Below are 26,040 nucleotides of genomic sequence, written 5' to 3'. Positions count from 1 at the left end.
CTTAAACGGATTACGTTCACGAGGTTTGCGGCATGACGGTCGACGCACAGGGTTTCAAGCAGGCGATGCGGCATTGCGCCGGCGCGGTGGCGCTGGTGACGGTCGGCCGCGAGCCCGGCAAGCGTACCGGCCTGACGGTGACCTCGGCCTGCTCGCTCTCGGACAATCCGCCGTCGGTGCTGGTCTGCGTTAACCGTAACGCCAGCGCGCATCAGCGCATCGTCGAGGAGCGCCATTTCGTCATCAACTTCCTGAACGAGGATCACGCGCTGCTGGCGCTGACCTTCTCCGGCCAGAAGGGCGTCAACGGCGACGATCGTTTTGCGTTTGGACGCTGGACCACCGGCGCGACCGGCGCTCCGGTGCTGGAGGATGCCGTCGCGGCGTTCGACTGCGTACTGAGCCAGGAGCTCGACACCAAGACCCATTCGATCTTCATCGGCGAGGTTCAGCACGTCCGCGCCGCGACCACGGTCGATCCGCTGATCTATCTGCGCAGCAGCTTCCAGAGCGTGCGCAATATCCACGACCCGATCACGCTCGGCGACGTCGATGCGCGCCGCGTCAGTTGGAACGAGTTCTCCTGAACGCCCGGTGGGCGGCACGCCTCCGGTAGTCAATCAGCATCGCTGACCAATCCCGATCAATTTGACGCGCGCGTCATGCGCGCGAGCGGCATACTATAAGTGTCGCTGCGCTTTCCGTCGGCAGTTTGAGGCCCCAAGCGCATCTCGAGATCTCCAGTCATCGGCAAGGGAGACCCAATCCATGAAGATCGTTGTGATCGGCGGTACCGGACTGATCGGCTCCAGGACAACCGCCATTCTGCGTCAGGGCGGCCATGACGTGGTCGCCGCGTCGCCGAAGAGCGGCGTCAACACCATCACGGGCGAGGGCTTGAAGGAGGCCCTGTCCGGCGCGGCTGTCGTGATCGACCTCGCCAATTCGCCGTCGTTCGAGAACAAGGCGGTGATGGAATTCTTCGAGACCTCCGGCCGCAACTTGCTTGCGGCGGAGAAGCCGGCCGGCGTCAAGCACCATGTCGCGCTGTCGATCGTCGGCACCGACCGCACGCCCGAGAATGGCTACTTCCGCGCCAAGGTCGCCCAGGAAAAACTGATCGAGGCGGCCGGCATTCCCTACACCATCATCCGTGCGACGCAATTCATGGAATTCGTTGGCGCCATCGCCGATGCCGGTGCGGACGGAAATCGGGTCCGGATCTCGCCCGGCCTGTTCCAGCCGATCGCAGCGGAGGATGTGTCCGCGCTTGTGGCCGATGTGGCGCTGGAGCCGCCGCGCAACGGCATCGTCGAGATCGCAGGTCCGGACCGCGCGCCGTTCAACGAAATCGTGGCCCGGTACCTCAAGGCGAAAGGCGACCGGCGCGAGGTGGTGCGAGACCCTGACGCGCTCTACTGGGGCGGCCGGGTCGAGCAGCACTCGCTGGTACCGCTGGGCGAGGCGCGCCTCGGCCGCATCGACCTGAACGAATGGCTGCGCCGCTCGCGGCCGGCCGCCTGACTGGAAAGCCGGACGGCGTCGGCTATTTGAGCCACACCAGCAGCGGCACGGGCGCGCGGCCCTCGCAGGACAGCGTGCCCTCGTAGTTGTGCGTCTTGCGGGCGTTGTAGGTGCAGGGCGCGCCGTCCAGCACCAGTTCGGCCGTCACTTGCGAATCCGCAGTGAGTTGCAGCCGGATCTCACCGGCGCGTTCGTCCGGTCCGTCCTGCGTGCAGATTCCCACATGCTTCATCTTCAGCGGCCCGGAGAATTGCTTGTGCGCGTCCGGTCCGCTTTCGGTGAGATGTCCGGTCAGTTCCCATTCGCCGAGCACGCCGGCCTGACCGAGGATCTCCATCGCGGCAAGCGGCGGCGCGTGGCAAAGCCATAACGCAACGGCGCCGAGCGAGGCCGCCGCACCGTTGCGCCATGGTGTCCGTCGCATCACAGCTTGCTTCCGGTGGTCTGGCGCAACTCGATCAGCTCCGGCCGCGACAAATCCGCATCCGCGGTGAGCCGGGCGATCTGACCGGCGCATTCCTGGGTCTTGGCCTGATCGCCGGTCGCCTTGGCGCTCTTCATCATCCCGAGATAGGCCGCGAGCCGATTGGGCTCCTTCTTGAGCACGGCCTCATAGGCGGCGAGCGCCTCCTTGGCCATGCCGCGATCGAGCAGCATGGCCGCATAGAGCTCGCGCGCCGGGGCGAGCGGTCCGGGGGTGACGGGATGCTTCTCGGTCTTGTCCTCCGCCTCCGCGGCGGCATTCATCGCGCTGAGCGCCTCGTCGTATTTGGCCTCGGCGTACAGCACCCAGGCGCTCGCGATCTGCTGCTGGATGTCGACGATGTTGGACCAGTAGGCATCCTTGGCGTCCTTCAGCTTGTCGCGCAACTCGCCGAGCTTGCCGATATCGGCCTTGGCGGCCGCCGGATCACCGGAGCGCGCGGCGCCGACCGCGCGGGCAAAATAGGTGATGGCATCCGCGTAGGCGTATTTGGTCGGATGGACCTGAAGCGCGGCCGCACCCTTCCAGTCGCCGCGCTCGAACACATAGCGGGCCTGGCTTGCCGCCACCGCGAAGGGCCCTGCGAACCGGTCGAGCTTGAATTGAAGCTGGCCGAGCTCGTCAACCACGGCGCGTGCCTCCTTGTCCTGGCCGAGCTGGAGATAGGCATAGACCAGGTAGTCCATCGCGTGCGCCTGGTCCTGCTGCTCGCCGTCTTCCTTGGCGATGCGTGCGGATTCCTTGTTCGAGGCGATCGATTCCTTCCAGTAGCCGACGCGCGTGAAGATGTGCGACGGCATGTGCTGGGCATGCGGCGCGTGCTCGGCGATCTTGGCATAGCGCATCGCCGCGGGAAGGCCTTTCTCCGCGAGCGCCGGATAGTCGTAGAGATGGATCAGGTAGTGGGCGATGCCGGGGTGTTCCGGCTGGCGCTTGAAGATCGGCTCGAGCAGCGCCGCGCCTTTCAGCTGGTTGGCATAGGTCTTGTCGGCCGGGGACGCCGCGACGTTGAGCGTGATCGCATAGGCGATCTGTGCCTCGTCGTCGTCGGCATAGCGCGTCGCGACCTGCTCTTCGGCTGCAACGAATCGCTGCACGCGGGTGCGGTGGTCGACCTTGTCATAGTCGACATACATCGCCGCGATCGCATCGATGTAGTCGCGCTCGCGCTGCGTCTGTGCGCCCAGCGACTGGCCTTTCTTCACGGCTTCGAGGCCGAGCGGAAGGTTCTCCGGCGGCGGCGGCGCGTGCGGGTTGTAGAGATAGCTGAGCGCGATGCCCCAATAGGCGATGGCACATTGCGGGTCGGCCTCGAGCACCTCCTCGAAGGTGCGGCGCGACGCGCTGTACCAGAACGAATGCTGATACAGCATGGCGCGGTCGAACAGCTCCTGCGCGTCCGGCTTGCAGGACGTCGCGAAATGGACTTTGCCCAATCGTTGTTCAGTTGAATCCGAGGCGGCAGGTTGCGAAATGGTCGCGGCAATGAGGCCAACGACCACAGCGAGGGGAAGCCGTATCATGGGACCCGCTCCGTGGCGTTGAAGGCGAAAGCCGTACGATACCACTTTTCCTGCGCGGCCGGAACACGACAGCCGTTCTTACGGAGTATCCATGCCCGGGTGCGAATCGTTTCTCGAACGAAATAATTCGTCTAGCCGTCGAGCCCGATCTTCAAAGCCTTGATCTTCCGGTACAACGTCGCACGGCTGAGCTTGAGCGCCTTGGCCGCATCGCTCACTCTTCCGTCATTGACGCGCAATGCGTCGATGATCGCGGCGCGCTCGCCCGCTGTGTGATCAGTCTGCACACCGCGCGCGCTGAACGGTGGCAGATCGAGATCGGCCTGGGTGATGACGCCGCCCTCGGCGGTCGCGCCGGCGAGCCGCAGCACGTGGCGAAGCTGGCGCATGTTGCCTGGGAACGGATAGGCCATCAGTTGCGCCCAGGCATCCGCCGCAACGCGGCAGTGCGGCGCTTCCTCGTCGGCAATTTGCGTGATCACCTCACACTTGTCGGCGCGCTCGCGCAGCGCGGGCAGCCGGATCTCCATGCCGCGCAGCCGGTAGTACAGATCGGAGCGGAAGCCGCCGACTTCCGCCATCCGCGCCAGATCGCGGTGCGTGGCACTGATCAGGCGGATGTCGACCGCAACGGGCTTCAGCGCGCCGAGCGGCCAGACCTCGCGGTTTTCGAGCACGCGCAGCAGTCGCGTTTGCAGCGAAAGCGGCATGTCGCCGATCTCGTCGAGGAACAGCGTGCCGCCAGAGGCCTGCACGATCAGGCCCTTCGATCCCTCGCGCCGCGCGCCGGTGAAGGCGCCGGCCTCGTAGCCGAACAGCTCGGCGTCGATCAGGCTTTCCGGCATTGCCGCGCAGTTCAGCGCGACATAGTTGCGCGCCGCGCGGTTGCTCGCCGCATGGATGGCGCGCGCGAACACGTCCTTGCCGGCGCCGGTCTCGCCATGCAGCAGGATCGGCAAATCGAGATTGCCGACCGTCATCAGCCGCTTCACGCCCTTGATCAGCACGGGATCGCGGCCGGCCAGCCGGTGCAGGCCACTGAATTGTCCGGCCGGCTTTTCACGGGGCGGTGCGGTCAGCGGACGCGGCGATCGCGCGCGCACCGGCGGCGCCAGATGGCCGCGGCCCCATGGCGTGCCGTCGGCGCGGCGCAGCGTGACCGGCTCGTCCGCGGCCCGCGTCGCGCGATCGTCCAGTTGAATGAGATGCGACAGGTCGATGCCGTCATCGATCATCGCATCCGTCAGGCCAAATGCGGCGCGCGCGGTGCGGCAAGCGCCCACGACGCGGCGATCGTCGTCATAGGCCAGCATGCCGTGGCCTTCGCCGGGCAGCGTCGCGATCCAGGAGGCGCGGTAGCGGCGGCGGAAGAACGACTGCTCGATCCGCCTTGTCGCCTCCGTGGTGACGGCGAGCGCCAGCTCATGCGCGCTGCGGCCGAGATCGCTGCGGCACGAGGAGATGTTGACGGCGCCGGCGAGCCGGCCGGCGTGGTCGAACAGCGGCGACACCGCGCAGGTGAACATGTGCCACTGCTCGCGGAAATGCTCGTCGCCATGCACGATGATCGGCCGCTGCTCGGCGAGCGCGGTGCCGAGCCCGTTGGTGCCCTCAAACGTCTCGGCGAAGTTCGAGCCGGTGTAGATCTTCCATTCCAGGAACATCCGCGCGTAGTCGCCCTCGGGCAGCCGGCTCACCAGCATGGTGGCGTTGGGATCCGCGAGGTTGACGCAGTAGCCGCTGTCGTGGAGCACGCGGGCGAGGTCCTCGAGCTCCGGGATCGCGACCTGGATCAGATCCTCCATCGGCTCGGCGATGTGCCGGACTTCGGCCTCGGTCAGCGTCTGCGGCGGCCCGCGCCGGGCCGGATCGAGGTTGTGATTGACCACGCAGCGCCGCCAGGACGCAGCAATCCGCGCCTCGGTGTCGACGCCGGCCACCTGATTGGCCGCCGATAAAACACGGGCGACGTGATTTGAGGCCGAAAGATTGGCCATCCAGAGGTCTCCACCCCTAATTTTGGGCGAAGTCTGGCAGGGCAACGGCGAATGTCAATTGGCCGACGGCGTCGCGGGGAGGGACCTTTGGAGAGGGAGGTCGGGGGGTCGTAGGGCGGATGAGCCGAAGGCGTAATCCGCCGTCGCGCCGTGTCCCGCAAGATGGCGGATTACGCTTCGCTGATCCGCCCTACGAATGCATGTCGATTGCGGACTCAATCCGCGGGCCGCGCTTCGGGAAATCTCCAGCTGTCGTTGAGAATTTCGGCGCGCGGCTGAAACAGCCGGACCGTGTAATTCCACCCCGGTGTGATCGGCAGGCAGTTGGCGACCTTGCCGTCGCAGCCGCCGAACTGGATGGTGACTGCACCGTCGGCGGCTTTCGTGGCCGTGACGCTGTTCACCGCGTAGGCGTTGGCCGGGTTCGGCTGCAAATAGCCGTCGCTGTTGTAGACCGTGAGCGACCAGAAGCCGTCGACCGGAACGTCCTTCACCGTCAGCGTATGGACGATGCTGCCGTCGTTGCGCGCCGGCGTGATCGGCAGATAAAGCGCGTCCTTCGCGGGATTGCCGCCCCACAGCATGGCGCTGCCGATCAGGTGTTTGACCGGATCGACCTGATGCGCATCGGCGCCGAACATGCGCCGCGTATCGGATACCGTGGTTCCCAGCTGCAACAGCGCTGCCTTCACCTTGTCGAGGCTTGCTTGATCCCAGTTCGGAATCTCGAACGTGCCCGCGCGTTGCTGGTTCGATGTGATCGCGTCCTGCAGGGTGTGAACCTGGCGAATTTCATCGGCGTTCGAAAAATCGACCAGGAAACGAACCACCGCGATGGCATATCGCGTGCCGATCTTCTCTCGCGTCAAGGTGTGACTGCCCGCGCCGTAATAAGCACCCGTGGTGTATTGATCCTCATTGACGATCTGCATCGCCATGAAGCGCCTGGCGCCGCCCGGCAGTGTGATCGTCACCGGTCCGGCATCGAGATCGAAGATCGCAAACGAGTACAGCGTGTCGCGGTTGGGGCGGACGATGCCGTGCTGGATGGGAGGTGCAAGCTCGCGGCCGTGACGGAATTTTCCGAAGCCGCCGCCCTTGACGACGCCGGCGAAATAAACGTCGGTCTGGGCGCGATTGTAGTTTTCGACGGTGACCGGCTGCGGCGACGCCGGTGTTTGTGCCGACGCGGCCGAACTCGCGACCGCGAAGGTCATGGCTGCCAGGATGCTCGTTTTCATGGGCTCTCCGGAGGTGAGATCGCTGATGGCCGGAGAGGTAGGCTAGTCAAATATGAAAATGAATGCCTACACTTGGCAACAGGCCTTCCAGATATGGTAGGCTTGTTGCATGGATCTCAACGCAGTCAGGATGTTCGTCGCCGTCGTTCAGGCCGGCAGCCTCTCGGCGGCCGCGGCCCGCCTTGACATTCCGCTGCCGACATTGAGCCGCCGTATCAAAGACCTCGAACGGCAGCTCAAGGTGCAGTTGCTGGAGCGTTCGGCCCGCGGCGCCAAACTCACCGACGCCGGCGCGCGGCTCTACGAGCGCGCCGGTCAGGGCATCGAGACGCTGCTGGAGGCCGAGCAGGCCGTCGTCAATGACCAGATGCAGTTGAAGGGACGTTTGCGTCTGTCGCTGCCGCAAACCTTCGAGCCGTGGTGGGATTTGCTGGCGGCGTTCCAGCAGCGCTATCCGGACATCCAAGTCCATCTCTACTCGACCGAGCGTCGTGTCGACCTGGTCGAGGACGGCATCGACGTCGCGCTTCGGGTCGGCGCGATCGTTCACGAGGCGATGGTGGCGCGCCGCGTGCTGTCCTTCCGCAACATTCTCGTCGCCAGCCCGCGCTTGCTCAAGCGCTTCGGCATGCCGAAACACCCGGACGCGCTTCATGATCTGCCATGCGGGGTGTGGGCGTCGCGGATCGACACCCAGGTGCGATGGGAGCTGGGCACACAGATTGTCGAGCCCAGGGCCGTGCTGTCCACCAACGACTATCATCATCTGTGCACCCGCGCGCTGCGCGGCGACGTGATCACGGAGCTGCCGCCCTTCCTGGCGGCCGCGGCGATCCGCGACAAACGCCTGGTCCGGCTGCTGCCGCAGCACCCGTTGCCGGAATGGTCGCTGCATCTGCTCTATCCTCCGCACCGGCATCAATCGACCATCGTCAGGACCTATCTGGATTTCTGCCAGGGCTATCTGCCGAAGATCGTTCAGGCGTGCACGGTGTGAGCGACGAGCGCAGGCGCGTAGGGCGGATTAGCGAAGCGTAATCCGCCATTCCGCGTGCGGGTCTGCGGCGGATTACGCCTTCGGCTAATCCGCCCTACAGGACCTGCTTTGGCTCACCCGCCGTGAACAGCACAAACGAGCGCCCCGCCGCCTTGTACGTGGTCTCGAACGCGAACGGCGCACCCGCTGCTTGCTCCGGCGCACTGGTATCCAGCAACAGCGACCAATGCGGGCCGGCTGACGTCGCCGGCAGCTTGAAATCGACCTCGCCCTGATAGCTGTTGAGGATCACGAGCACGGTGTCGTCCTCGCCCTCGCGGGCGATCGCGGTCTTGCGGGCGCGGCCGTCGAGCACGACGCCGAAGCACTTGATCCATCCGGTGGTCCAGTCGGCCTGCGTCATCTCTACGCCCGAGGCGTTGATCCAGACCACGTCGCGGATCGCGAGCTGCGGATCGCGATCACCGGAGAGAAAGCGGCTGCGGCGCAGGATCGGATAGTCGCGCCTGAGCTTGATCATCCGCTTGGTGAACGCGAGCTGCTTCTCGGCGTCGGCGGAAAGGTTCCAGTCGAACCAGGAGATGTCGTTGTCCTGGCAATAGGCGTTGTTGTTGCCGCGCTGGGTGCGGCCGAACTCGTCGCCGCCGAGCAGCATCGGGGTGCCCTGCGAGGCCAGCAGCGTCGCCAGCATGTTGCGCTTCTGGCGTTCGCGCAAAGCGCGGATCTCGGGATTGTCGGTCGGCCCCTCGGCGCCGCAATTCCAGGAATGATTGTCCGACGAGCCGTCGTTGTTGTTCTCGCCGTTCGCCTCATTGTGCTTGTTGTTGTAGCTCGCCCAGTCGTTCAGCGTGAACCCGTCATGCGCGGTGATGAAGTTGACGCTGGCCCAGGTGCGGCGGCCCTCGCGGTTGAACACGTCGTGCGAGCCGAGCAGCCGCGGCGCCAGGCTGCCGGGCGTCGCCTCGCCACGCCAGAAATCGCGCACCGTGTTGCGGTACTTGTCGTTCCACTCCGCCCAGCCCGGCGGGAAGCCGCCGACCTGGTAGCCGCCGGGGCCGCAATCCCAGGGCTCGGCGATCAGCTTGACGGTCGCGAGCAGCGGGTCCTGGTTCATCGCCTTGAGGAAGCCGGACTGCTCGTCGAAACCATAGACCTCGCGCGCCAGGATGGTGCCGAGGTCGAAGCGGAAGCCGTCGACATGCATGTGGCCGGCCCAGTAGCGCAGGCTGTCCATCACCAGCTGGATCACCCGCGGATGCGACAGGTTCACGGTGTTGCCGGTACCGGTGTCGTTGATGTAGTAGCGGCGCTTGTCGGGCAACAGCCGGTAATAGCTTGCATTGTCGATGCCCTTGAACGACAGCGTCGGGCCGCGCTCATTGCCTTCGGCGGTGTGGTTGTAGACGACGTCGAGGATGACCTCGAGGCCGGCGCCGTGCAGCCGCGACACCATCTCCTTGAATTCGCGCAGGCTGTTGGCGACGTCAGCAGCGTAGCGCGGGTCCGGCGCGAAGAAGCCGATCGTGTTGTAGCCCCAGTAATTGGTGAGGTGCTTGTCCAGCAGGTTGCTGTCGTTGACGAAGGAATGCACCGGCAATAGCTCGACCGAGGTGATGCCGAGCGCCTTCAGGTAGTCGATCGCGACATTCGAGCTGAAGCCGGCATAGGTGCCGCGCAGGTGCTCGGGAATGCCCGGCTGCTGCTTGGTAAAGCCCTTGACGTGGGTTTCGTAGACGATGGTCTCGTCCCAATGGGCTTCCTGCCGTTGCGGCTCCTGCGCCCAGTCGAAATTAGGATCGCACACCACGCATTTCGGCATGAACGGCGCGCTGTCGCGCTCGTCGAAAGTAAGATCGTCACCGCTCTCCATCTTGTAGCCGAACACCGCCGGATTCCAGGTCAGGCTGCCGGCATGGGCGCGGGCATAGGGATCGAGCAGCAGCTTGTTCGGATTGAATCTGTGGCCGCCGTCCGGCTGGTAGGGGCCGTAGACGCGGTAGCCGTAGAACGTGCCGGGCTGCACGCCGTTGATGAAGCCGTGGAACACCTGGTCGGTATATTCGGGCAGCTCGAAGCGATGCGTCTCGCGCTCGCCGTCGAACAGGCAGACCTCGACCTTGGTGGCGTTGGCGGAGAACACCGCGAAGTTGGTGCCGTGGCCGCTCCAATGGGCACCCAGCGGATAGGGCAGCCCTTCCTCAATGACATAATCGGACATCGGTCCCCCAAGGCCATCAAATCAACCTGCAGCAAACGCCGCGGCGCGGAAAACGTTGCATCGGCTATTTTAGCGGCACCAGCACATGGCCGTATGACGCCGGGTCGCGTGCGACGTCGTTCCAGTGTCGCGAAAATGCACCCGCGTCCCCAAGCCCGCTGTCATCGCCCGGCTCGACCGGGCGATCCAGTACGCCGCGGCTTCTCGGCTCAAGCACTGCTGCCTCTGGAATACTGGATCACCCGCATGCGCATGCGCGGGTGATGACACCGAACAAGCTGCTTCACCGTCGTCCTGGCTGCTTTCGCCAAGACGAGACTAGTTGTTCGTCAGCAACGCAAACCGGCGTCGGTCGATCTGCTCGCGCGCCGGCTGTCCCGCGGCTGCGCAGAGATCGGGGGCGTAGAGCTGGCAGGTTCCTCGCCTTTCGATCGCCTTGTCGATCAGATCCAGAAGCCGCCTGGGTGCGATGTCGGGCGGCGCGGCGATGCGGCCGGTGACGACGTGCTTTTCCATTTGCTCGTGATCGGCGTGATCGATATCGGGGTTGCGCCAGCAATTCGCGCACATGATCTTGAAGCTCTCGGAGTGGGAATAGATCACGGCATCCTCGGCCAACTCGTCGCTGATGTCAGCCAATTGCCGTGCAGTCTCCTGCGTGCCCGCGAAATCGAACACCTGGTAGTTCCGGCGCAGCAGCGTTGCCAGATGGGGGAAGACCGGGATCTGCTGCTCACCGTAGGTGTGATGCGTGATCGGGGCGCCGTCCATCAGGATGACATCGCCATAGTCGACGCCGAGATCGCCGTACAGCACGCTGCGGATGATGCCATGGCACGGGCTCAACCGTTCGATCCAGACCGTTTCCTCTTCGCCCGGGTCATCGCAGTCTGCCGTCCGCTCGGCAAGCGGCCGCTCGGCAAGCCTCACCTTGCAGGCGGGATATCCGCCTTCCGGCAAGCCGAACCGCCCATGCCCGATTTTCTGCCCCATCCGCTTCCACACGTCCAAGGCGATCCCGGTGTCGCCGGCTCCCGTGGCGCAGATCCCGAGATTCCACTCGTAGCTGTCGATCACCTCTTGCGACAGGTGTGCGGCGGCCTGGTTTGCCGCCACGCCTTCCGCGAACCGGCCGCGCGTCTTGTAGAAGAGTCCCAGATTGTAATGAGGCGGGCTTTTTTCCGGATCGATGTCGACCAGCCTTCGAAGGCTGGCCTCGGCGATCGCATCCTTCTGGCGGGCCATCATGCGCGCCGACGTGGCGAGCCCGCGCAGGATCTTTTCCTGTTCAGGCTGCCCCGCATGGCGCCTGGCGAGGCGTTCGAGCCTCTCGAGTGTCATCTGAAAGATCGGGTGTTCCGGCGGTGCCGCGTTCAGATCGTCGATGTCGCGGACGGCTTCGAGGCATTGCCCAAGCGTCGAGAGGATCCCAATGTCGTCGTCATGGGCCTCCGCTATCTCGAGGAGAAGGTCCGCCGCCTCATCCCTGGCCAGGCTTCGCTGGTCGACAATCCATACCAGTGCCATCGCGGCCTCAGGCTGGTGGCGCTGGGCGTTTCGAAGCGGCTGGATCGTTTGCCATGCAGCCGGCTTGCGGTCCGCCTGTCCCTCCGCGACGGCATCACGTGCAATCGCGTCGATCTCGTCGGACGAGAGAACTGCGCTCGGGCCTTTCGACATCATCGTCTCCGTAGAGAAGCCTCGGTGCGGGCAGGGATCGGCGGCGGTGCGACGCGTCCGCGAGACTACATCAATCTCATGCCCTTGAAGCTGGTATGTCCGTTCTTGCCGACGATGATGTGATCATGCACGGCGATCCCGAGCGGTTTTGCGATGTCGACGATCGCTTTGGTCATCTGGATGTCGGCCTGCGAGGGCGTCGGGTCGCCGGACGGATGATTGTGCACCAGGATCAGCGCGGTGGCGGACAGTTCCAGCGCGCGCTTGATCACCTCGCGCGGGTAGACCGGGGTGTGATCGACGGTGCCCGTCTGCTGTACCTCGTCGGCGATCAGCTGGTTGCGCTTGTCGAGGAACAGCAGGCGGAACTGCTCCTTGTCGGCGAACGCCATGCCCGAGCGGCAATACGCGATGACGTCGTTCCAGGACGACAGCGCGATGCTGCGCCTGATCTCGCCCTTGGCGATCCGCTCCGCGGCCGCGGCAAGCAGCTTGATCTGGTTGATCGAGGCATCCTTGACGCCCTCGACCTCGCGCAGCCGCGCCACCGGCGCGTGCACCACCTCGGCGAACGAGCCGAACTTCTTCAGCAGCGCCTTGGCGAGTGGCTTGGTGTCGCGGCGCGGGATGGCGGCGAACAGCGCCATCTCCAACAGCTCATAGTCGGTGAGCGCGTCCGGCCCCGCCGCGTAGAAACGCTCGCGCAGCCGCTCGCGATGGCCGTGATAATGCGGCGTCTCACTGGTTTCGTCGTTGCTGGCATCGGGCTTGACGGGCATCGGCCACAACCTTGCCGTGCCGGCCGCGTTTTGCAAGGGCCTCGCGTGGCGCTACTGGGTGCGCTTCAGGCCGGGGATCAGCGCCGCCAGCCGGTCCTTGATCCGATGTCCGTGCATCGGGCCGGGGCCCATTCCGGGCGGAGGTCCCGGCGGCGGGCCGCGCCGCGGCTGCATCGCGATCTCGGCGCGTCTGTCGACGCCGAGCGTCAGCGTCGCCACGTAGCGCTCCTTCTCCTCCTTCACCGCGCAGAAGGCGCGGCGGTCCGGATCGGCGATCTCGACCACATGGTCGTTGGCATTCAGCGTCGTGCGCGGCCGCGGACGGCCGGTATAATCAGGCGCATTGGCGTAGATGAATTCGTTCAGCGCGTCCGGCAGGAAGGTCTGGCCGGTCAGCACGGTCCTGTCGTCGAGGAAGACCTTGAAATGGATATGGGTGGCGCGCCCGTCATACCAGCCGGGATAGATGGTATTGAACGCGACCCATCCCGCAGCGTCGGTCATCTGCGTGCCGCGCAGAAAGCTTTGCTGCGATTCGTCGATGTTGTGCCGGTCGCCCTGGCCGGGAAACGCCGAGTAGAGACCTTGCGCGTCGCAATGCCAGATGTCGACCCGCGCGCCTGCCATCGGCGTGCAGGCGCCGGCCTCGATCACGCGCAGCCGCAGCGTCAGAGGAATCCCGGCCTTGCCGTCTGTGATGTCGGACCGCACGAGCTTCGGATCGGCATAGAACGGCCCTTCCTCCGCCTGCGGCGTCAGGATGCATGCTTCCGCGGTGTCGATTGGCCGGCTCTCGGACGCCGCATTGGCCTGTCGTGCCGGCAGCAGGCCGGCGGCGCTTGCCGAGATCAGGCCGAGAAAGCCGCGGCGCGTGGACTTGTCCAATCATCGCTCCTGTCGTTTGCGCGTGAGGCTTCCCATTTGCCACTCAGCGTGGCGACATCAGGACGGTTTGGTTTCTCGATATGGCCCCAAGGCCCTGCGACGGTTTGCCACGATGCGGCCGGCGAATTACCGTCGGCTGCAACAATTCGGAATTGAAAAGAGCGTTTTCGAGCGAAGTGGATACCGGTTCGCGTAAAGAAAACGCGTCAAAACAAGAATCCAGGGAGGGCGCCGTGACGTCATTCAAGGTGATCCGCGCACGCGCCGAGAAGCGCAAGGGCGGGCCGAAAGCATTGGAGAAGCTGTTGCGGCCCCCGGCGGGCGCCAAGGCGCTGGCAAAGCTCGGTGATGACCGCGTGCTGGCCGAGATGACCAGGCGCGTGTTCTGCGCAGGCTTTGCCTGGAGCGTGATCGATGCCAAATGGGAGGGCTTCGAGGAGGCGTTCCTCGGCTTTGCGCCCGCCAAGCTCGCCTTCAAATCGGATGAATTCTGGGAGAAGCTGACGAGCGACGCCAGGATCGTGCGCAACGGCGCCAAGATCATGTCGGTGCGCGACAATGGCCGCTTCGTGCAGGAGATCGCGCGCGAGCATGGCAGCTTTGGAAAATTCCTGAGCGCCTGGCCATCGTCGAACGAGATCGGGCTGCTGGAGCTGCTCGCCAAGCGCGGCAGCCGGCTCGGCGGCAACACCGGGCAGATGCTGCTGCGCTTCCTCGGCTGGGACGGCTTCGTCACCTCGCACGACGTCACAGCCTGCCTGCGCGATGCCGGCCTCGATATCGCCGAGGAGGTCAAGTCGAAGCGCGATCTCGCCAAGGTGCAGGCGCAGTTCAACGCCTGGGCGGAGGAGACCGGGCTGTCCTATCTGCATCTGTCGCGGATCTGCGCGATGTCGATCGGAGAGAACCACACACCCGAGGAGATCGAGAGGCGCACGCGGAGCGACTATTGATTTTTCCGCGCCGCACAAAGACGTGAATTGATTTAGGGAACGATCTTTTCCTAAAAGAGGGAATGACGACCATGGTCCAGCGAATGCAGCAGATGGCCCGCCCGCGCGGGCGGCCGCGGGAATTCGACGTGGACCAGGCGCTCGACAAGGCCATCAAGGTGTTTCGCGAACAGGGTTACAACGCCACCTCGATCGAGGACCTGACCGGGGCGATGGGGCTTGCGTCTGGCAGCATTTACAAGGCGTTCAAGGACAAGCGCGCGGTCTTCCTGGCTGCGCTCGACCGGTACATGCGCCTGCGCAACGATCAGATTGCCTTGATCGCCGGGACCCGCGGCACGGCGCGCGAGCGGCTGCGCGCCGTGCTCGGCTTCTATGTCGACTCGGCCAAGGGCATCGAAGGCCGGCGCGGCTGCATGGTCGTCGGCAGTGCGGTCGAACTCGCAATCGTGGACCGCGAGGTCGCGACACGGGTCGGCGCGACCCTGGCGCGCAACGAGGCGTTTTTGGCCGACCTGATCCGGCAGGGGCAGGCGGACGGCTCGATCTCGGGACGGATCGATCCGGACGACACGGCGCGCGTGATGGTCTGCCTGACGCAGGGCCTGCGCGTGGTCGGAAAATCCGGGCGGGCGCCGGCGGACACCGCCGCCGCAGTCGATATCGCGATGAGGCTGCTGGCATGAATTGCCGGCCGGCTTCGTGGCTAATTGGGAAATGATTATTCCCGAAATGGAGACGCTATGACGACGATCACCTCCGACGCCGGACCGGAGCCGGATTCGGTATCCACCTGGCTGACCTTCCTGCTGGCACTGTCCTGCGGACTGGTCGTCGCCAATATCTACTATGCCCAGCCCCTGGCCGGGCCGATTGCCGCGGATCTTGGCCTGTTGCCCGAACATGCGGGCCTGCTCGTCACCATGACCCAGCTCGGCTATGGCGCGGGTCTCTTGCTGATCGTTCCGCTCGGTGACCTCATCGAGAACCGCCGGCTGGTCTCGACGGTGATCGCGCTGGCTGCGGTCGCGCTCGCTGCGGCTGCGTTGTCGCGGCATCCGCTGCCATTCCTCGCTGCCGCGCTGTCGGTCGGCTTCTCGTCGGTCGCCGTGCAGATCCTGATTCCCTATGCCGGCCACCTGGCGCCCGAGCGCATCAGGGGGCAGGTGGTCGGCAATGTCACCAGCGGATTGATGATCGGGGTGGTGCTGGCGCGTCCGGCGTCGAGCTTCATCGCCTCGGTGTCGTCCTGGCACATGGTCTACTGGATCTCGGCGGCGCTGATGGTGTCGCTTGCGATCCTGTTGCGCTGGACGCTGCCGACGCGGATGCCGCAGACGCGGCTGGGCTATGGTGCGCTGCTGCGCTCCATGGTCCACCTCGCCCGCACCACGCCGGTGCTCAAGCGTCGCGCGCTCTACCAGGCCAGCCTGTTCGCAGCATTCAGCCTGTTCTGGACCACCGTGCCGCTCGTTCTCGCCGGGCCCGCGTTCAGATTCACGCAGTCCGGAATCGCGCTGTTTGCGCTGGTCGGTGCGGCCGGCGTCGTATCGGCGCCGCTCGCGGGCCGTGTCGCCGATCGCGGCTGGACGCGCCCGGCCACCGCGGCGGCGCTGTTGCTGGCGAGCGCCGGCTTCGCGCTCACGGTGATCACCGAGCCGGGCTCGACGCTGTCGCTCGCCCTGTTCGTCGCGGCGGCGATTGCGATCGATTTCGGCGTGCAGGCCAATGTCGTGCTCGGCTTCCGCGCGCTGTTCGTGCTCGGTGCGGAGTCGCGCAGCCGGCTCAACGGGCTCTATATGGCGACGTTCTTCCTCGCCGGCGCGCTCGGCTCGGGCGTCGGCGGCTGGGCCTATGCTTCGGGCGGATGGCTGCTGGCGGCCGCAATCGGCGGCGTGTTGCCGCTCTGTGCGCTCGCCTATCTTGCGACGGAGACCAAATAAGATGCGCGGGCCGCTGTCGTCTCAGACGGCGGCCCGATTGCACTCAAACCCAATCAGACTTGGATCCAGTTATACCTGCACCCACGGCTTCTCGCCGTGGCGCTCGGACAGCGTGAAGATCTCGACGCCGTCGGCGGTGACGCCGACCGAGTGCTCGAACTGCGCCGACAGCGAGCGGTCGCGGGTCACCGCGGTCCAGCCGTCGGACAGGATCTTCACATGCGGCTTGCCGAGATTGATCATCGGCTCGATGGTGAAGAACATGCCGGGCTTCAGCGGCGCGCCTTCGCCGGGGCGGCCGATATGGATGATGTTCGGCTCGTCGTGGAACAGGCGGCCGAGGCCATGGCCGCAGAAGTCGCGCACCACGCTCATGCCCTGCGGTTCGACGAAGCTCTGGATGGCGTGGCCGATATCGCCTGTCGTGGCGCCGGGCTTGACCGCGGCAATGCCGCGCATCATCGCCTCATAGGTCACCTCGATCAGCCGCTCGGCCTTCCGCGCGATGGCGCCGATCGCATACATGCGGCTCGAATCGCCATACCAGCCGTCGACGATGAAGGTGACGTCGACATTGACGATGTCGCCTTCCTTCAGCGGGCGGTCGCCCGGCATGCCGTGGCAGACCACGTGATTGATCGAGGTGCAGGTCGAGTAGCGATAGCCGCGATACATCAGCGTCGCCGGATAGGCGCCGTGGTCGAAGGCGAACTTGCGGACGAACTCGTCGATCACGGAGGTCGGGACGCCAGGCTTGACGATGTCGGTCAGCGCGTCGAGGCATTTCGACACCAGCGCGCCCGCCTTGCGCATGCCGGCAAAGCCGCTCGGTCCGTGCAGCTTGATCTGGCCGGTCTTGCGAAGCGAGGTGTCGGTGGCGTCGATATAGCTCATGGGCGGGATGTTTCTGCGGGCAAAGGGCTGATTTCTGGCCCTAATTTAATGATCGGCGCGCCCGGTGCAAGCCAAGCTTGGGCATGGGGACAATGTTCAAACGGCTTGATTTCCCGGCGTAATCCGGAATAGCCGCCAATTGTCCGGAAAATCGTGCTCAAACGTTAGCTGGAGACCTCGACCACGCTCTCGACCGGCAGCGCGCCGCCGCGGATGCGGAGTTCCCGCACTGGATAGGGCACCTTGATGCCCTCCTGCCTGAAGGCGTCCCACAGCGACAGCATGACGTCGCTCTTCACATTGTCCATGCCGTCGGGATCGGCGATCCAGAACGTCAGCGAGAACTTCATCCCGGCCTCGGCGAACTCGGTCAGGATGCAGTTCGGCGTGCGGCCCTTGGTGGCGCGCGGATGGGCCGCGGCGGTCGCGATCGCAAGCTTGCAGACCTGCCGCGGATTGGCGTCGTAATTGGTGGAGAAGGCGATCTTCACCAGCGTGTTCTTGTCGGTGTAGGTCCAGTTGGTGACCTTCTGCGTCACCAGGTCCTCGTTCGGGATCAGGAATTCGCGGCCATCGCCGGCGGCGACCGAGATGTAACGGGTCTTCATCGCGCTGATCCGGCCCGAATTGTCGCCGATCGTGACGAGGTCGCCGGGCTTCACCGATTTGTCGACCAAGAGGATCAGGCCGCTGATGAAATTGGCGACGATCTTCTGCAAGCCGAGACCGATGCCGACGCCGGCCGCACCGGTGAACACCGCGAGCGCCGACAGGTTGATGCCGACCGCGCCGAGCGCGATCGCGATCGCCAGCACCATCAGGCCGATGCGGATGATCTTGACCAGCAGCACCTGGATCGACGGCGTCAGGTCGGTGGCGCGATTGATGCGGCTCTCGGCGAAATTGCTGGCGAGGTTGGTCAGCCACAGCGCCACGATCAGGAGCGCACCGGCCTTGAGCAGCAGCAGCGGCGTCAGGCGCAGCCCGCCGACCACGACCGCATAGGAATCCAGCGTTTCGGCCGCCCAATCGAGCTGGCCGATGATGCTCAGCGCCGCGACCACCCAGGCCGCGATCGACACCGTCTTGACGATGAAGGCGTTGTCGATCACCGAGGTGACGAGCCGGATCATCAGCCAGGCCAGCGCCAGCTTGGCGGAGACCGCGATCAGGTAGCTGCGGCTCGGCCAGGTCGCGTGCCACATCACGATGCGCGAGATGATCATCAGGACCGCGAACACGGCGGTGGAGGCGCTCGTCACCATCACGCGGGCGAAGTGCCGGAGCGGCAGCGGCCAGCGTATCGCCAGCGACGACAGCTCGACCCGCGCATGAATGGCGGTATCGGCGGCGTAGGAGAGCCCCGCGGCGGCGAGGATGATGCCGAATTGCAGATAGAACCAGGGCGAGGCGACCTCGGCGCCGACCGAGCGCAGCGCCAATTGGATCGATTCGAGGACGTCCTTCCAGCTCATGTCCATCGGCAAATTCTCAACTCGAAGCGCGGGTCAGGCAAATGTGATTCGAATGCGAGGGGAGAATCCCACAAAGCCGCGCACGCGACCATCGATACACCACAGTGTCGGGGCGACCTAGAGCCAGGGCTAAGGCTAGGGCTGATGGGGCCGGGCACATTGCCGCTCATCTCAGAAATCGGTTGGCGTCCCAGTGTGGCGACGATAAGGATGCAATTGCAAGTATTTGAGACCTCCGAAGGCGCATGGCATCCCTCGACTCCGTCAGTATAGCGATCCTGCTCGGCGCGGTGCTGGTGATGGCCGGCATCCTGTCGAGCCTGCTGGCGTTGCGGTTCGGCGCCCCCTTGCTGCTGGTGTTCTTGCTGGTCGGCATGCTGGCAGGTGATTCCGGCCCCGGCCGGCTGCAGTTCGACGACGTCCGCACCACCTATCTGGTCGGCTCGGTGGCACTGGCGCTGATCCTGTTCGACGGCGGATTGAAGACGCGCTTTGCGAGCATCCGCACCGTGCTGGCGCCTTCGATGATGCTGGCGACCGCCGGCGTGCTGCTGACCGCGCTGATCACGGCGCCGGTCGCCCGCTACGTGCTCGACCTCAACTGGACCGAGTCGCTCTTGGTCGGCGCAGTCGTGGCCTCGACCGACGCGGCGGCCGTGTTCCTCTTGGTGCATACCCAGGGCCTGCGCCTGCGCCCGCGCGTCGGCGCCACGCTGGAGGCGGAATCCGGCACCAACGATCCGTTCGCGATCTTCCTCACCCTGATGCTGGTCGAGTTCATCTCGATCGGCCAGAGCTCGGCTTCGCACATCGCGCTCGAGTTCATCCAGGAGGCCGTGCTCGGCGCCATCATCGGGGTGATCGGCGGCCGGCTGGTGGTGATCGCGCTGAACTACGTGGCCCTGCCGCAGGGCCTGCACGCGCCGTTCGTCACCACGGCGGCGCTGGTGATCTTCGGCGGCTCGCAGATCGTGCATGCCTCGGGATTCCTCGCGGTCTATCTCGCCGGTATCATCATCGGCAACCGGCCGACCCGCGCGCATAATTCGGTGGTGACGTTCCTCGACGCCGCGACCTGGCTGGCGCAGATCGTGATGTTCGTGCTGCTCGGCCTGCTGGTGTCGCCGCATCGGCTGCTCTCCAGCGCCGGCGGCGCGGTGCTGGTGGCGTTCGCGCTGATGCTGGTGGCCCGGCCGCTGGCGGTCCTGATCTGCCTCGCGCCGTTCAAGTTCAACTGGCGCGAGAAGGTCTTCATCGCCTGGACGGGCTTACGCGGCGCGGTCGCGATCTTCCTCGCCTCGATCCCGATGCTGGTCGGTCTGTCCAAGGCCTATCTCTATTTCGACGTCGCCTTCGTCGTCGTGATCATCTCGCTGCTGCTACAGGGCTGGACGCTGGCGCCGGCGGCGCGGCGGCTGCATGTCGCGCTGCCGCGCGCCGAACGCGGCCCGCGCCGCGTCGAGCTCGATCTGCCCGGCCAGCTCGAGCAGCAGCTGGTCGGCTATCCGGTGCGGCCGAAGAGCCTATATTTCCGCCGCGGGCTGATCCCGTCCTGGTCGAAGCCGACATTGGTGATCCGCGACGAGCGGATCCTGACGCCTGTCGAAGCCGATCCGGTCGCGCCCGGCGACTACATCTACCTGCTGGCCCCGCCGGAGCGCGCCGAGGCGCTCGACCGCTTCTTCGTCGACATGGCGCCGTCGAGCGCGCCCGATCCGCATCTGCTTGGTGACTTCATGGTGTCGGCCGAGCATACGCTCGGCGAGCTCGCCGAGATCTACGGCGTCAAGGTCGATGAGCACCAGGCCAAGCTGACGCTCGCGGATTATTTCGACATCAATCTCGACCGCGCGCCGAAGGAAGGTGCCGAGCTCGCGCTCGACGAGATCGTGCTGGTGGCGCGCAGCATCAGCGGCGGCCGGGTCAATGTCGTCGGCCTGCGCCTGCCCGAGGAAGAAGAGGTGGTCGTGCCGCAAACGCGGATGCAGACCGTCCGGCGCAAGCTCGCCGATATCTGGGCGTCGGTCGCGGGCGTCTGAGCGGCGCCGTTATGTCTTGCGCAGGAAGCTCGAGTCCGGGGCGAACTTCTTGATCATGTCGGACAGACCGTCCTCGGCCGGCGGGCCCTTCGCGGCGTCCGGCTTGGGTTCGTCCTTGAACTTCTGGCCGGAAATCTCGGCGAGCGCCGCGAGCAGCGACTCGTCGAGATCATCGGCCGACTTCGCGGCCGGTGTTTTGGCGGGCGCCAGCGGAGCGGGCTTCGGCGGGTCCGGGGCGACGGCGCGGCTGTCCGGCTCCGGCTTCGCCGCGATCGGCGCGCGTTCCGGCGTCGGCGCCGGCTTGGGCGTGTCCGCCCGCTTGGCGGCGGCCTCGCTGACGGCGGCGATCAGCGATGCTTCGAGGTCGGCGGGCGTCTCCGCCGGCATGGGAGGCGGTACAGCCGGCATCGGCGGCGGGGTGGCGGGCTTTGCGTCGCGGGCTGCACGACCGAACAGGGGTTCGCGCTGGCTCGCGGTCGACGGACGGTTTTCGTTGGTCTTGTCGGGCTCCCTGGGAGTTTTGAAGAGACCCGCGCGTTCAGCGGCGATCCTGGCGGACGCCTCCTCGACCGTCGCGAGCAGGGACGCTTCCAGCGCATCGGCGCGATTGCTCGGCGAAGCCGCTGGCTTGGCGGCAGGAGTGGCGACCTGCACTTGTGGCTCCGGCCGGGGTGGCAGCGGCGGTGGCCGGGGTCTCTCGGCTTGCGCGGGTGGCGGGACCGGCTGACCGTCCCGGGCGCGCGCGACGATGCCGTCGACGATGTCCGCGAGGCGGCCCTTGTCGGGGGCGGCGAGATAGCTCGCCGCCAGCTCGTCGACATATTGCGGGCCGTAATCGGCGAGCACATTGGCGAGCTGGGCGAGATCGGGGTCGCTCGCGACCAGCCGGCGCCACGCCTCCCGGTCGTAGGGTGCGTCGCCGGTCTTGTCGGGCCAATTCCGTTCAGGTGAAGTCTTGTCAGGCGAAGTCTTGTCAGGCCAGGCTACGCGGCGGGCCTGACGCTGCGGCGCCGTGTCCGGGCCGGCGGCCGGTTCGAGGGTCGGCGGCTGCAGCCCGGCACTGAGGCGCGGCGGGGTAAATCCCGCGGTACCAGCCGGCGCGGCGGCGTCTCCTGCCGGGCGCCTGCGGCGCTCTGCGACCTGCAGCGCGATCAGGCCGACGCCCATCAGCAGGAAGCCGAGTGCGGCCCACGAAATCGTGGCGCACAACAGCCCGCCGATCAGCAGCAATACCCAGCCAGTCAGTCGCACGATGCACCTTTCCCCATGCCCGGTCGGACGTCCCGACGCGGGCCTAGCAGGCAAGATGGGCTATCTTATGCCGACTTTCGGAAAAACAGCTAGCCGCCCGCCGTCAACACCTTGACACCGCCGAACGCGGTCACCTGACCGCGGCGCAGCATCACGATTTGGGTGGCCAGCTGGCGCAGCTCGGCCGCGTCATGGCTGACATAGACCATCGGGACGCCGGCCTCGTCGCGCAGCCGGACCAGATAGGGCAGGATCTCGAGCTTGCGGCTCTCGTCGAGCGCCCCCAGCGGCTCGTCCAGCAGCAACAGCCGTGGCTTGGACAATAGCGCCCGGCCGAGCGCGACGCGCTGGCGCTCGCCGCCGGAGAGCTTGCCGGGCCGGCGGTCGAGCAGGGCGCCGATGTCGAGCAGATCGACGACCCGCTTGTGTTGCGCGGGGTCCTCGGTGAGGCCGTTCATGCGGCGGCCGTAGTCGAGGTTCTGCCTGATATCGAGATGCGGAAACAGCCGCGCGTCCTGGAACACGTAGCCGATGCGGCGGCGCCAGGTCGGGACGTGGATGCCGGCCGCGGTATCGTCGACCGTCTCGCCGTCGATCACGATGGTGCCGCGATCGGGACGAACCAGGCCCGCGATGGTGTTGATCAGCGAGGTCTTCCCGGAGCCCGACGCGCCGAACAGGCCGGTGACGCGGCCCTCGCTGGTGAACGAGGCCGTGAGCGAGAATTCGCCGAGCTGCTTTTGGATGTCGACGCGCAGCATCGCTATTGCCCGTGCAGGCGCGCGGTGGCGCGGCGCGCAAACACTTCGGCGGCGACCAGTGCGCCGACCGCGAGCACCACCGAGATGATGACGAGCCGCGCCGCGGCGGTGTCGCCGTCGGGCGTCTGGATCAGCGAATAGATCGCCGACGAGATGGTCTGGGTCTCGCCCGGAATGTTGGAGACGAAGGTGATGGTGGCGCCGAACTCGCCGATCGCCTTGGCAAAGCCGAGCACCATGCCGGCCAGCACGCCGGGCAGCGCCAGCGGCAGCGTCACGGTCGCGAACACCCGCCAGGGTGCGGCGCCGAGCGTCTCCGCGGCCTGCTCGAGGCGGCGGTCGACGGCTTCAATCGAGAGACGGATCGGCCGCACCAAGAGCGGAAACGACATCACGCCGCAGGCGAGTGCCGCGCCGGTCCAGCGGAACGCGAACACGATGCCGAGATGATCGGCCAGCCAGCCGCCGACCAGGCCGCGCTTGCCGAAGGTCAGGAGCAGCAGATAGCCGGTGACGACGGGCGGCAGCACCAGCGGCAGATGCACGACGGCATCGACCAGCGACTTGCCCCAGAAATCGCGCCGCGCCAGCAGCCAGGCGAGCGCGATCCCGAACGGGGTCGCCACCAGCGTTGCGATAACGGCGACCCGCAGCGACAGCAGGATCGCCGTCCATTCGGTCGGCGAGATCTCAAACATCAAGTCGTCGGGCTGATCAGGAACTTGAAGCCGTACTTCTCAAGGATCGTCTTCGCCGCCGACGAGCGCAGGAAGGCGAGATACTCAGCGGTCTCGGGCTTCGCGGTCGTGGTCGCAGCGACCGGGTAGATGATCGCGGGATGGGTGTCGGCCGGGAAGGTGCCGACGATCTTGACGCCCGGCTCGACCTTGGCGTCGGTCGAATAGACGATGCCGAGCACGGCCTCGCCGCGCGCCACCAGCGTCAGCGCCGCGCGCACGCTCTCGGCCATCGCGAATTTCGGCTCGGCCGCCTGCCAGGCGCCGAGCTTCTCGAGCGCGGCCTTGGCGTATTTGCCGACCGGCACCGCCTTGACGTCGCCGGTGGCGATCTTGCCGTCACCGGCGAGTTTTGCCAGATCGAAGCCGGGAGCGATGGTGACGTTGTCGATCTTGGAATCCTTCGGCGCGATCAGCACGATCGAATTGCCGAGCAGGTTGACCCGCGTGGATTCATTGATGTTCTTCTGCTTGATCGCATAGTCCATCCAGTCGGTGTCGGCGGAGACGAACACGTCGGCCGGCGCGCCCTGCTCGATCTGCTTGGCCAGCGCCGAGCTCGCCGCGTAGCTGGCGCTGATCTTGACGCCGGTCTTGGCGGTATAGGCCGCGTCGATGTCGTCGAGCGCATTCTTCATCGAGGCGGCGGCGAAGACGGTGAGCGTCTTGTCCTCGGCTCTCGCCGGCGAATGGATCGCGCCGAACAGGAAGACGAAGGCGGTGAAAAGTCCGGCAAGCCTTGAAATTGAAAGTCGTGACATGAATAGCGCTCCGTGCGAATTCGCGCGCGAACATGCGCGCGCAAATCAGGCGTTGGGTGAGGTCTGGCCGCGACGGACGGAAGCGCTGTTCCGCTGGTCCCCGAAGGACTTACGGTCCCCCAAGGATATCGCACTGCAAACATAGCAGGCTGGGACTTACGGTAAAGGCGACCGTTTGTCTAACGGATCGTCCTACTCGTCCGACGGCTGGATCGCGATCGACAGCGCGTTCTCTTTCGAGCCGCTGACCTGTAGCACGAAGGGGCTGGCGGCGAGGTCGTATTTCATGGTCTTGCGGATTCCGTCGCAATCGGTCGCGCCGCTGAACGCCTTCGGCTTCAGGAAATGCCCGTCCTGCACCAGGTCGACCCAGGCCCCGGCCGACAGGCTGACGGTATAGAGCCCGGCCTTCGGCGCGGCCTTGAAGCTGGTGAAGCCGGCGAAGGTGCCCTCCTTGGGCGCGCGTTCCGGCGGAGACGGCAATTTGGCATCACCAGGGGCGACCAGCGCCAGCGTGATCGCCGTCGGCGGCAGTGCGGTCTGTTCGCTGCCCGACGCAAGCTTGGCGCGATCGGGTGCGGTCAACGCCGCGCGCGCGCGGTCGATCGACCATTTGAACTTGTCGCAGCCGCTCGGCTCCTCCGCCGCGAAAGCGGGAGCCGAGACGAGCAGGAGCGATGCGGCGAGGAGCGGTTTGCGCATGTCTGGTCCAATGCAATTGTGGCGGATGAAACAGATCAGCGGCCCCGATCCATCGCTCGACCGCGCTTACGGCGCGACGACGTGCGATCATAACGCAGTTCGAGCCGGCCGGCATAGCCGCCTGACGAAGATGTTATTGCTTCGTTTGAGCATGATCTTTTCGGAAAACCGCTTCGCACTTTTCCGGATCATGCTTACTGCTTGGCGTCCGGCGCGTTCAGCACCGTCTTGCAGGGCGCCGGCATCTGCGCCAGCGTCATCGGCGGGCGCGGTTTCGGCGGCTTCGGCGGCGGCTTCGGATGCAGCACGGAGTCCTTGAACCAGAAGGCGAGATCGGACGGCTTGCAGCCTTCGCCTTCGGTCTGCGGCTTCTGTCCCTCGCATGCGGGGCTGCCGGACGGACACCGCATGCGGATGTGGAAGTGGTAGTCATGGCCCCACCACGGCCGGATCTTCGACAGCCAGGCGCGATCACCCTTGGCCTCGCGGCACAGCGCCTTCTTGATCGCCGGGTTGACGAAGATGCGCTGCACCGCCGGCTCCCGCGCTGCGTCGCGGATGACCAGCACATGACCCGGCGTGAAGACGCGCGGATCGACATCGAGCCGGTCGTCGCGCACCATCATGACAGCCGACATCTCCTCGCGATCCTCACGCGACAATTTGCGATCGGGCATCGGCGTCAGCCAGATGTCGGCATCGAGCCCGATCTGGTGGCTGGCGTGACCCGACAGCGCGGGCCCGCCGCGCGGCTGGCCGATATCGCCGACCAGGATGCCGGGCCAGCCGGCGTCCTTGTGCGCGTTGGCCGCAAGCCGCTTCAACAGCGCGATCATGTTGGGATGGCCCCAGTAGCGGTTCCGCGACAGGCGCATCACCTGCCAGGTGTCGCCGTTGAGCGGCATCTGCGCGGCGCCGGCGAGACAGCCCTTGGTGTAGCCGCCGATCGATTGCGTCGGCATCGCGGCCGGCAGCACCTTGCGCGCGAACAGCTGCTTTGCTCCGATCGTTGGATCGTTAGGGTTAGCGAGCGGCGGCAATGGCTGCGGATTGAGCGAGCCCTTGTCCTGCGCCCGCGCGGAAATGGTGCAGGCGACGAGGACGGAGATCAGGAGCGGGATCAGACGCAGGCGGGGTGTCATTCGGATCACTCTGTCTGCGCAAGGCTAGCATGGATTCGCAGCAGCCGGACCGCG

General features: G+C 65.8%; 23 protein-coding genes. 7 read left to right on the top strand and 16 right to left on the bottom strand.

The features are described 5' to 3' along the window. Nucleotides 1-32 precede the first annotated feature (32 nt). Nucleotides 33-587 carry a flavin reductase family protein gene (locus BI327_RS27700; RefSeq protein WP_076864464.1) on the top strand — a complete coding sequence of 185 codons (555 nt, stop codon included), beginning with the start codon at nt 33-35 and terminating at the stop codon, nt 585-587. Between the two features lie 181 nt (nt 588-768). Then, the gene (locus tag BI327_RS27695) at nt 769-1,524 is read left to right on the top strand and encodes an SDR family oxidoreductase (RefSeq protein WP_076864463.1); all 756 of its coding nucleotides are present in this window, start codon (nt 769-771) and stop codon (nt 1,522-1,524) included. 22 nt (nt 1,525-1,546) lie between these two features. Here the strand turns inward: BI327_RS27695 and BI327_RS27690 are convergent, their stop codons facing one another. The 4 genes from BI327_RS27690 to BI327_RS27675 form a co-directional block, all read right to left on the bottom strand. Next, complete coding sequence (locus BI327_RS27690; RefSeq protein ID WP_076864462.1) at nt 1,547-1,948, bottom strand: hypothetical protein; 402 nt, start codon at nt 1,946-1,948, stop codon at nt 1,547-1,549. Continuing rightward, on the bottom strand, nt 1,948-3,531 hold the full coding sequence (locus tag BI327_RS27685) for a hypothetical protein (protein ID WP_076864461.1): 1,584 nt from the start codon (nt 3,529-3,531) through the stop codon (nt 1,948-1,950). Before BI327_RS27685 ends, BI327_RS27690 begins: the two co-directional genes overlap by 1 nt. Nucleotides 3,532-3,662: 131 nt before the next feature. Then, nucleotides 3,663-5,528, bottom strand: a complete 1,866-nt coding sequence (locus BI327_RS27680; protein WP_076864460.1) for a sigma-54-dependent Fis family transcriptional regulator — start codon at nt 5,526-5,528, stop codon at nt 3,663-3,665. A gap of 215 nt (nt 5,529-5,743) precedes the next feature. Then, nucleotides 5,744-6,769, bottom strand: coding sequence for a DUF1254 domain-containing protein (locus BI327_RS27675; protein ID WP_083742237.1), 1,026 nt, complete (start codon nt 6,767-6,769; stop codon nt 5,744-5,746). Between the two features lie 109 nt (nt 6,770-6,878). Between BI327_RS27675 and BI327_RS27670 the strand changes: the two genes are divergently transcribed. After that, complete coding sequence (locus BI327_RS27670) at nt 6,879-7,766, top strand: LysR family transcriptional regulator (protein WP_076864459.1); 888 nt, start codon at nt 6,879-6,881, stop codon at nt 7,764-7,766. A 94-nt stretch (nt 7,767-7,860) separates the two neighbouring features. Here BI327_RS27670 and glgX read toward each other — a convergent pair whose 3' ends face one another. The 4 genes from glgX to BI327_RS27650 all read right to left on the bottom strand — a co-directional run bounded on the left by glgX (nt 7,861) and on the right by BI327_RS27650 (nt 13,328). Continuing rightward, the gene (glgX, locus tag BI327_RS27665) at nt 7,861-9,984 is read right to left on the bottom strand and encodes a glycogen debranching protein GlgX (protein WP_076864458.1); all 2,124 of its coding nucleotides are present in this window, start codon (nt 9,982-9,984) and stop codon (nt 7,861-7,863) included. A gap of 318 nt (nt 9,985-10,302) precedes the next feature. Then, nucleotides 10,303-11,664, bottom strand: a complete 1,362-nt coding sequence (locus BI327_RS27660; RefSeq protein ID WP_083742255.1) for a prenyltransferase — start codon at nt 11,662-11,664, stop codon at nt 10,303-10,305. Between the two features lie 65 nt (nt 11,665-11,729). Continuing rightward, entirely contained in the window at nt 11,730-12,443 is a 714-nt protein-coding gene (gene radC, locus BI327_RS27655; RefSeq protein WP_076864456.1) for a RadC family protein, read from the bottom strand. Nucleotides 12,444-12,494: 51 nt separating this feature from the next. After that, nucleotides 12,495-13,328: an intradiol ring-cleavage dioxygenase gene (locus BI327_RS27650; RefSeq protein WP_076864455.1), complete on the bottom strand. Its 834-nt coding sequence runs from the start codon at nt 13,326-13,328 to the stop codon at nt 12,495-12,497. 233 nt (nt 13,329-13,561) lie between these two features. Here BI327_RS27650 and BI327_RS27645 point away from each other — a divergent pair, with 233 nt between their 5' ends. From BI327_RS27645 to BI327_RS27635, 3 genes are all read left to right on the top strand, one after another. Next, nucleotides 13,562-14,281 (top strand): DNA-3-methyladenine glycosylase I, encoded by a 720-nt coding sequence (locus tag BI327_RS27645; RefSeq protein WP_076864454.1) that lies wholly within the window; start codon nt 13,562-13,564, stop codon nt 14,279-14,281. A gap of 62 nt (nt 14,282-14,343) precedes the next feature. Further along, nucleotides 14,344-14,967, top strand: coding sequence for a TetR/AcrR family transcriptional regulator (locus BI327_RS27640; RefSeq protein WP_076864453.1), 624 nt, complete (start codon nt 14,344-14,346; stop codon nt 14,965-14,967). A 57-nt stretch (nt 14,968-15,024) separates the two neighbouring features. Continuing rightward, the gene (locus BI327_RS27635) at nt 15,025-16,224 is read left to right on the top strand and encodes an MFS transporter (RefSeq protein WP_076864452.1); all 1,200 of its coding nucleotides are present in this window, start codon (nt 15,025-15,027) and stop codon (nt 16,222-16,224) included. Nucleotides 16,225-16,293: 69 nt separating this feature from the next. On the opposite strand, the gene map is transcribed toward BI327_RS27635, so the two are convergent. Both map and BI327_RS27625 read right to left on the bottom strand, forming a co-directional pair. Then, the gene (gene map / locus BI327_RS27630; RefSeq protein WP_050426054.1) at nt 16,294-17,118 is read right to left on the bottom strand and encodes a type I methionyl aminopeptidase; all 825 of its coding nucleotides are present in this window, start codon (nt 17,116-17,118) and stop codon (nt 16,294-16,296) included. 164 nt (nt 17,119-17,282) lie between these two features. Continuing rightward, the gene (locus tag BI327_RS27625) at nt 17,283-18,599 is read right to left on the bottom strand and encodes a mechanosensitive ion channel family protein (RefSeq protein ID WP_076864451.1); all 1,317 of its coding nucleotides are present in this window, start codon (nt 18,597-18,599) and stop codon (nt 17,283-17,285) included. Nucleotides 18,600-18,838: 239 nt separating this feature from the next. Here BI327_RS27625 and BI327_RS27620 point away from each other — a divergent pair, with 239 nt between their 5' ends. After that, complete coding sequence (locus BI327_RS27620; RefSeq protein ID WP_076864450.1) at nt 18,839-20,632, top strand: potassium/proton antiporter; 1,794 nt, start codon at nt 18,839-18,841, stop codon at nt 20,630-20,632. A gap of 9 nt (nt 20,633-20,641) precedes the next feature. On the opposite strand, the gene BI327_RS27615 is transcribed toward BI327_RS27620, so the two are convergent. The 6 genes from BI327_RS27615 to mepA all read right to left on the bottom strand — a co-directional run bounded on the left by BI327_RS27615 (nt 20,642) and on the right by mepA (nt 25,986). Then, on the bottom strand, nt 20,642-21,883 hold the full coding sequence (locus BI327_RS27615) for a hypothetical protein (protein ID WP_143271704.1): 1,242 nt from the start codon (nt 21,881-21,883) through the stop codon (nt 20,642-20,644). An 89-nt stretch (nt 21,884-21,972) separates the two neighbouring features. Next, nucleotides 21,973-22,644, bottom strand: coding sequence for a molybdenum ABC transporter ATP-binding protein (gene modC, locus BI327_RS27610; protein WP_076864448.1), 672 nt, complete (start codon nt 22,642-22,644; stop codon nt 21,973-21,975). A gap of 2 nt (nt 22,645-22,646) precedes the next feature. Further along, the gene (modB, locus tag BI327_RS27605) at nt 22,647-23,342 is read right to left on the bottom strand and encodes a molybdate ABC transporter permease subunit (RefSeq protein ID WP_076864447.1); all 696 of its coding nucleotides are present in this window, start codon (nt 23,340-23,342) and stop codon (nt 22,647-22,649) included. Continuing rightward, a complete protein-coding gene (gene modA / locus BI327_RS27600; protein ID WP_076864816.1) occupies nt 23,342-24,127 on the bottom strand; it encodes a molybdate ABC transporter substrate-binding protein in 786 nt (261 codons plus the stop codon). The genes modB and modA overlap by 1 nt, the downstream gene beginning before the upstream one ends. 207 nt (nt 24,128-24,334) lie before the next feature. Next, complete coding sequence (locus BI327_RS27595; RefSeq protein ID WP_076864446.1) at nt 24,335-24,844, bottom strand: hypothetical protein; 510 nt, start codon at nt 24,842-24,844, stop codon at nt 24,335-24,337. Between the two features lie 194 nt (nt 24,845-25,038). Further along, nucleotides 25,039-25,986 carry a penicillin-insensitive murein endopeptidase gene (mepA, locus tag BI327_RS27590; protein ID WP_076864445.1) on the bottom strand — a complete coding sequence of 316 codons (948 nt, stop codon included), beginning with the start codon at nt 25,984-25,986 and terminating at the stop codon, nt 25,039-25,041. Nucleotides 25,987-26,040 lie beyond the last annotated feature (54 nt).

The sequence above is a fragment of the Bradyrhizobium mercantei genome (genome assembly GCF_001982635.1).
Lineage (GTDB): Bacteria > Pseudomonadota > Alphaproteobacteria > Rhizobiales > Xanthobacteraceae > Bradyrhizobium > Bradyrhizobium mercantei.
The sequence above is the reverse complement of the archived record's forward strand: the minus strand, read 5'-3'. Positions and strand labels throughout refer to the sequence as shown.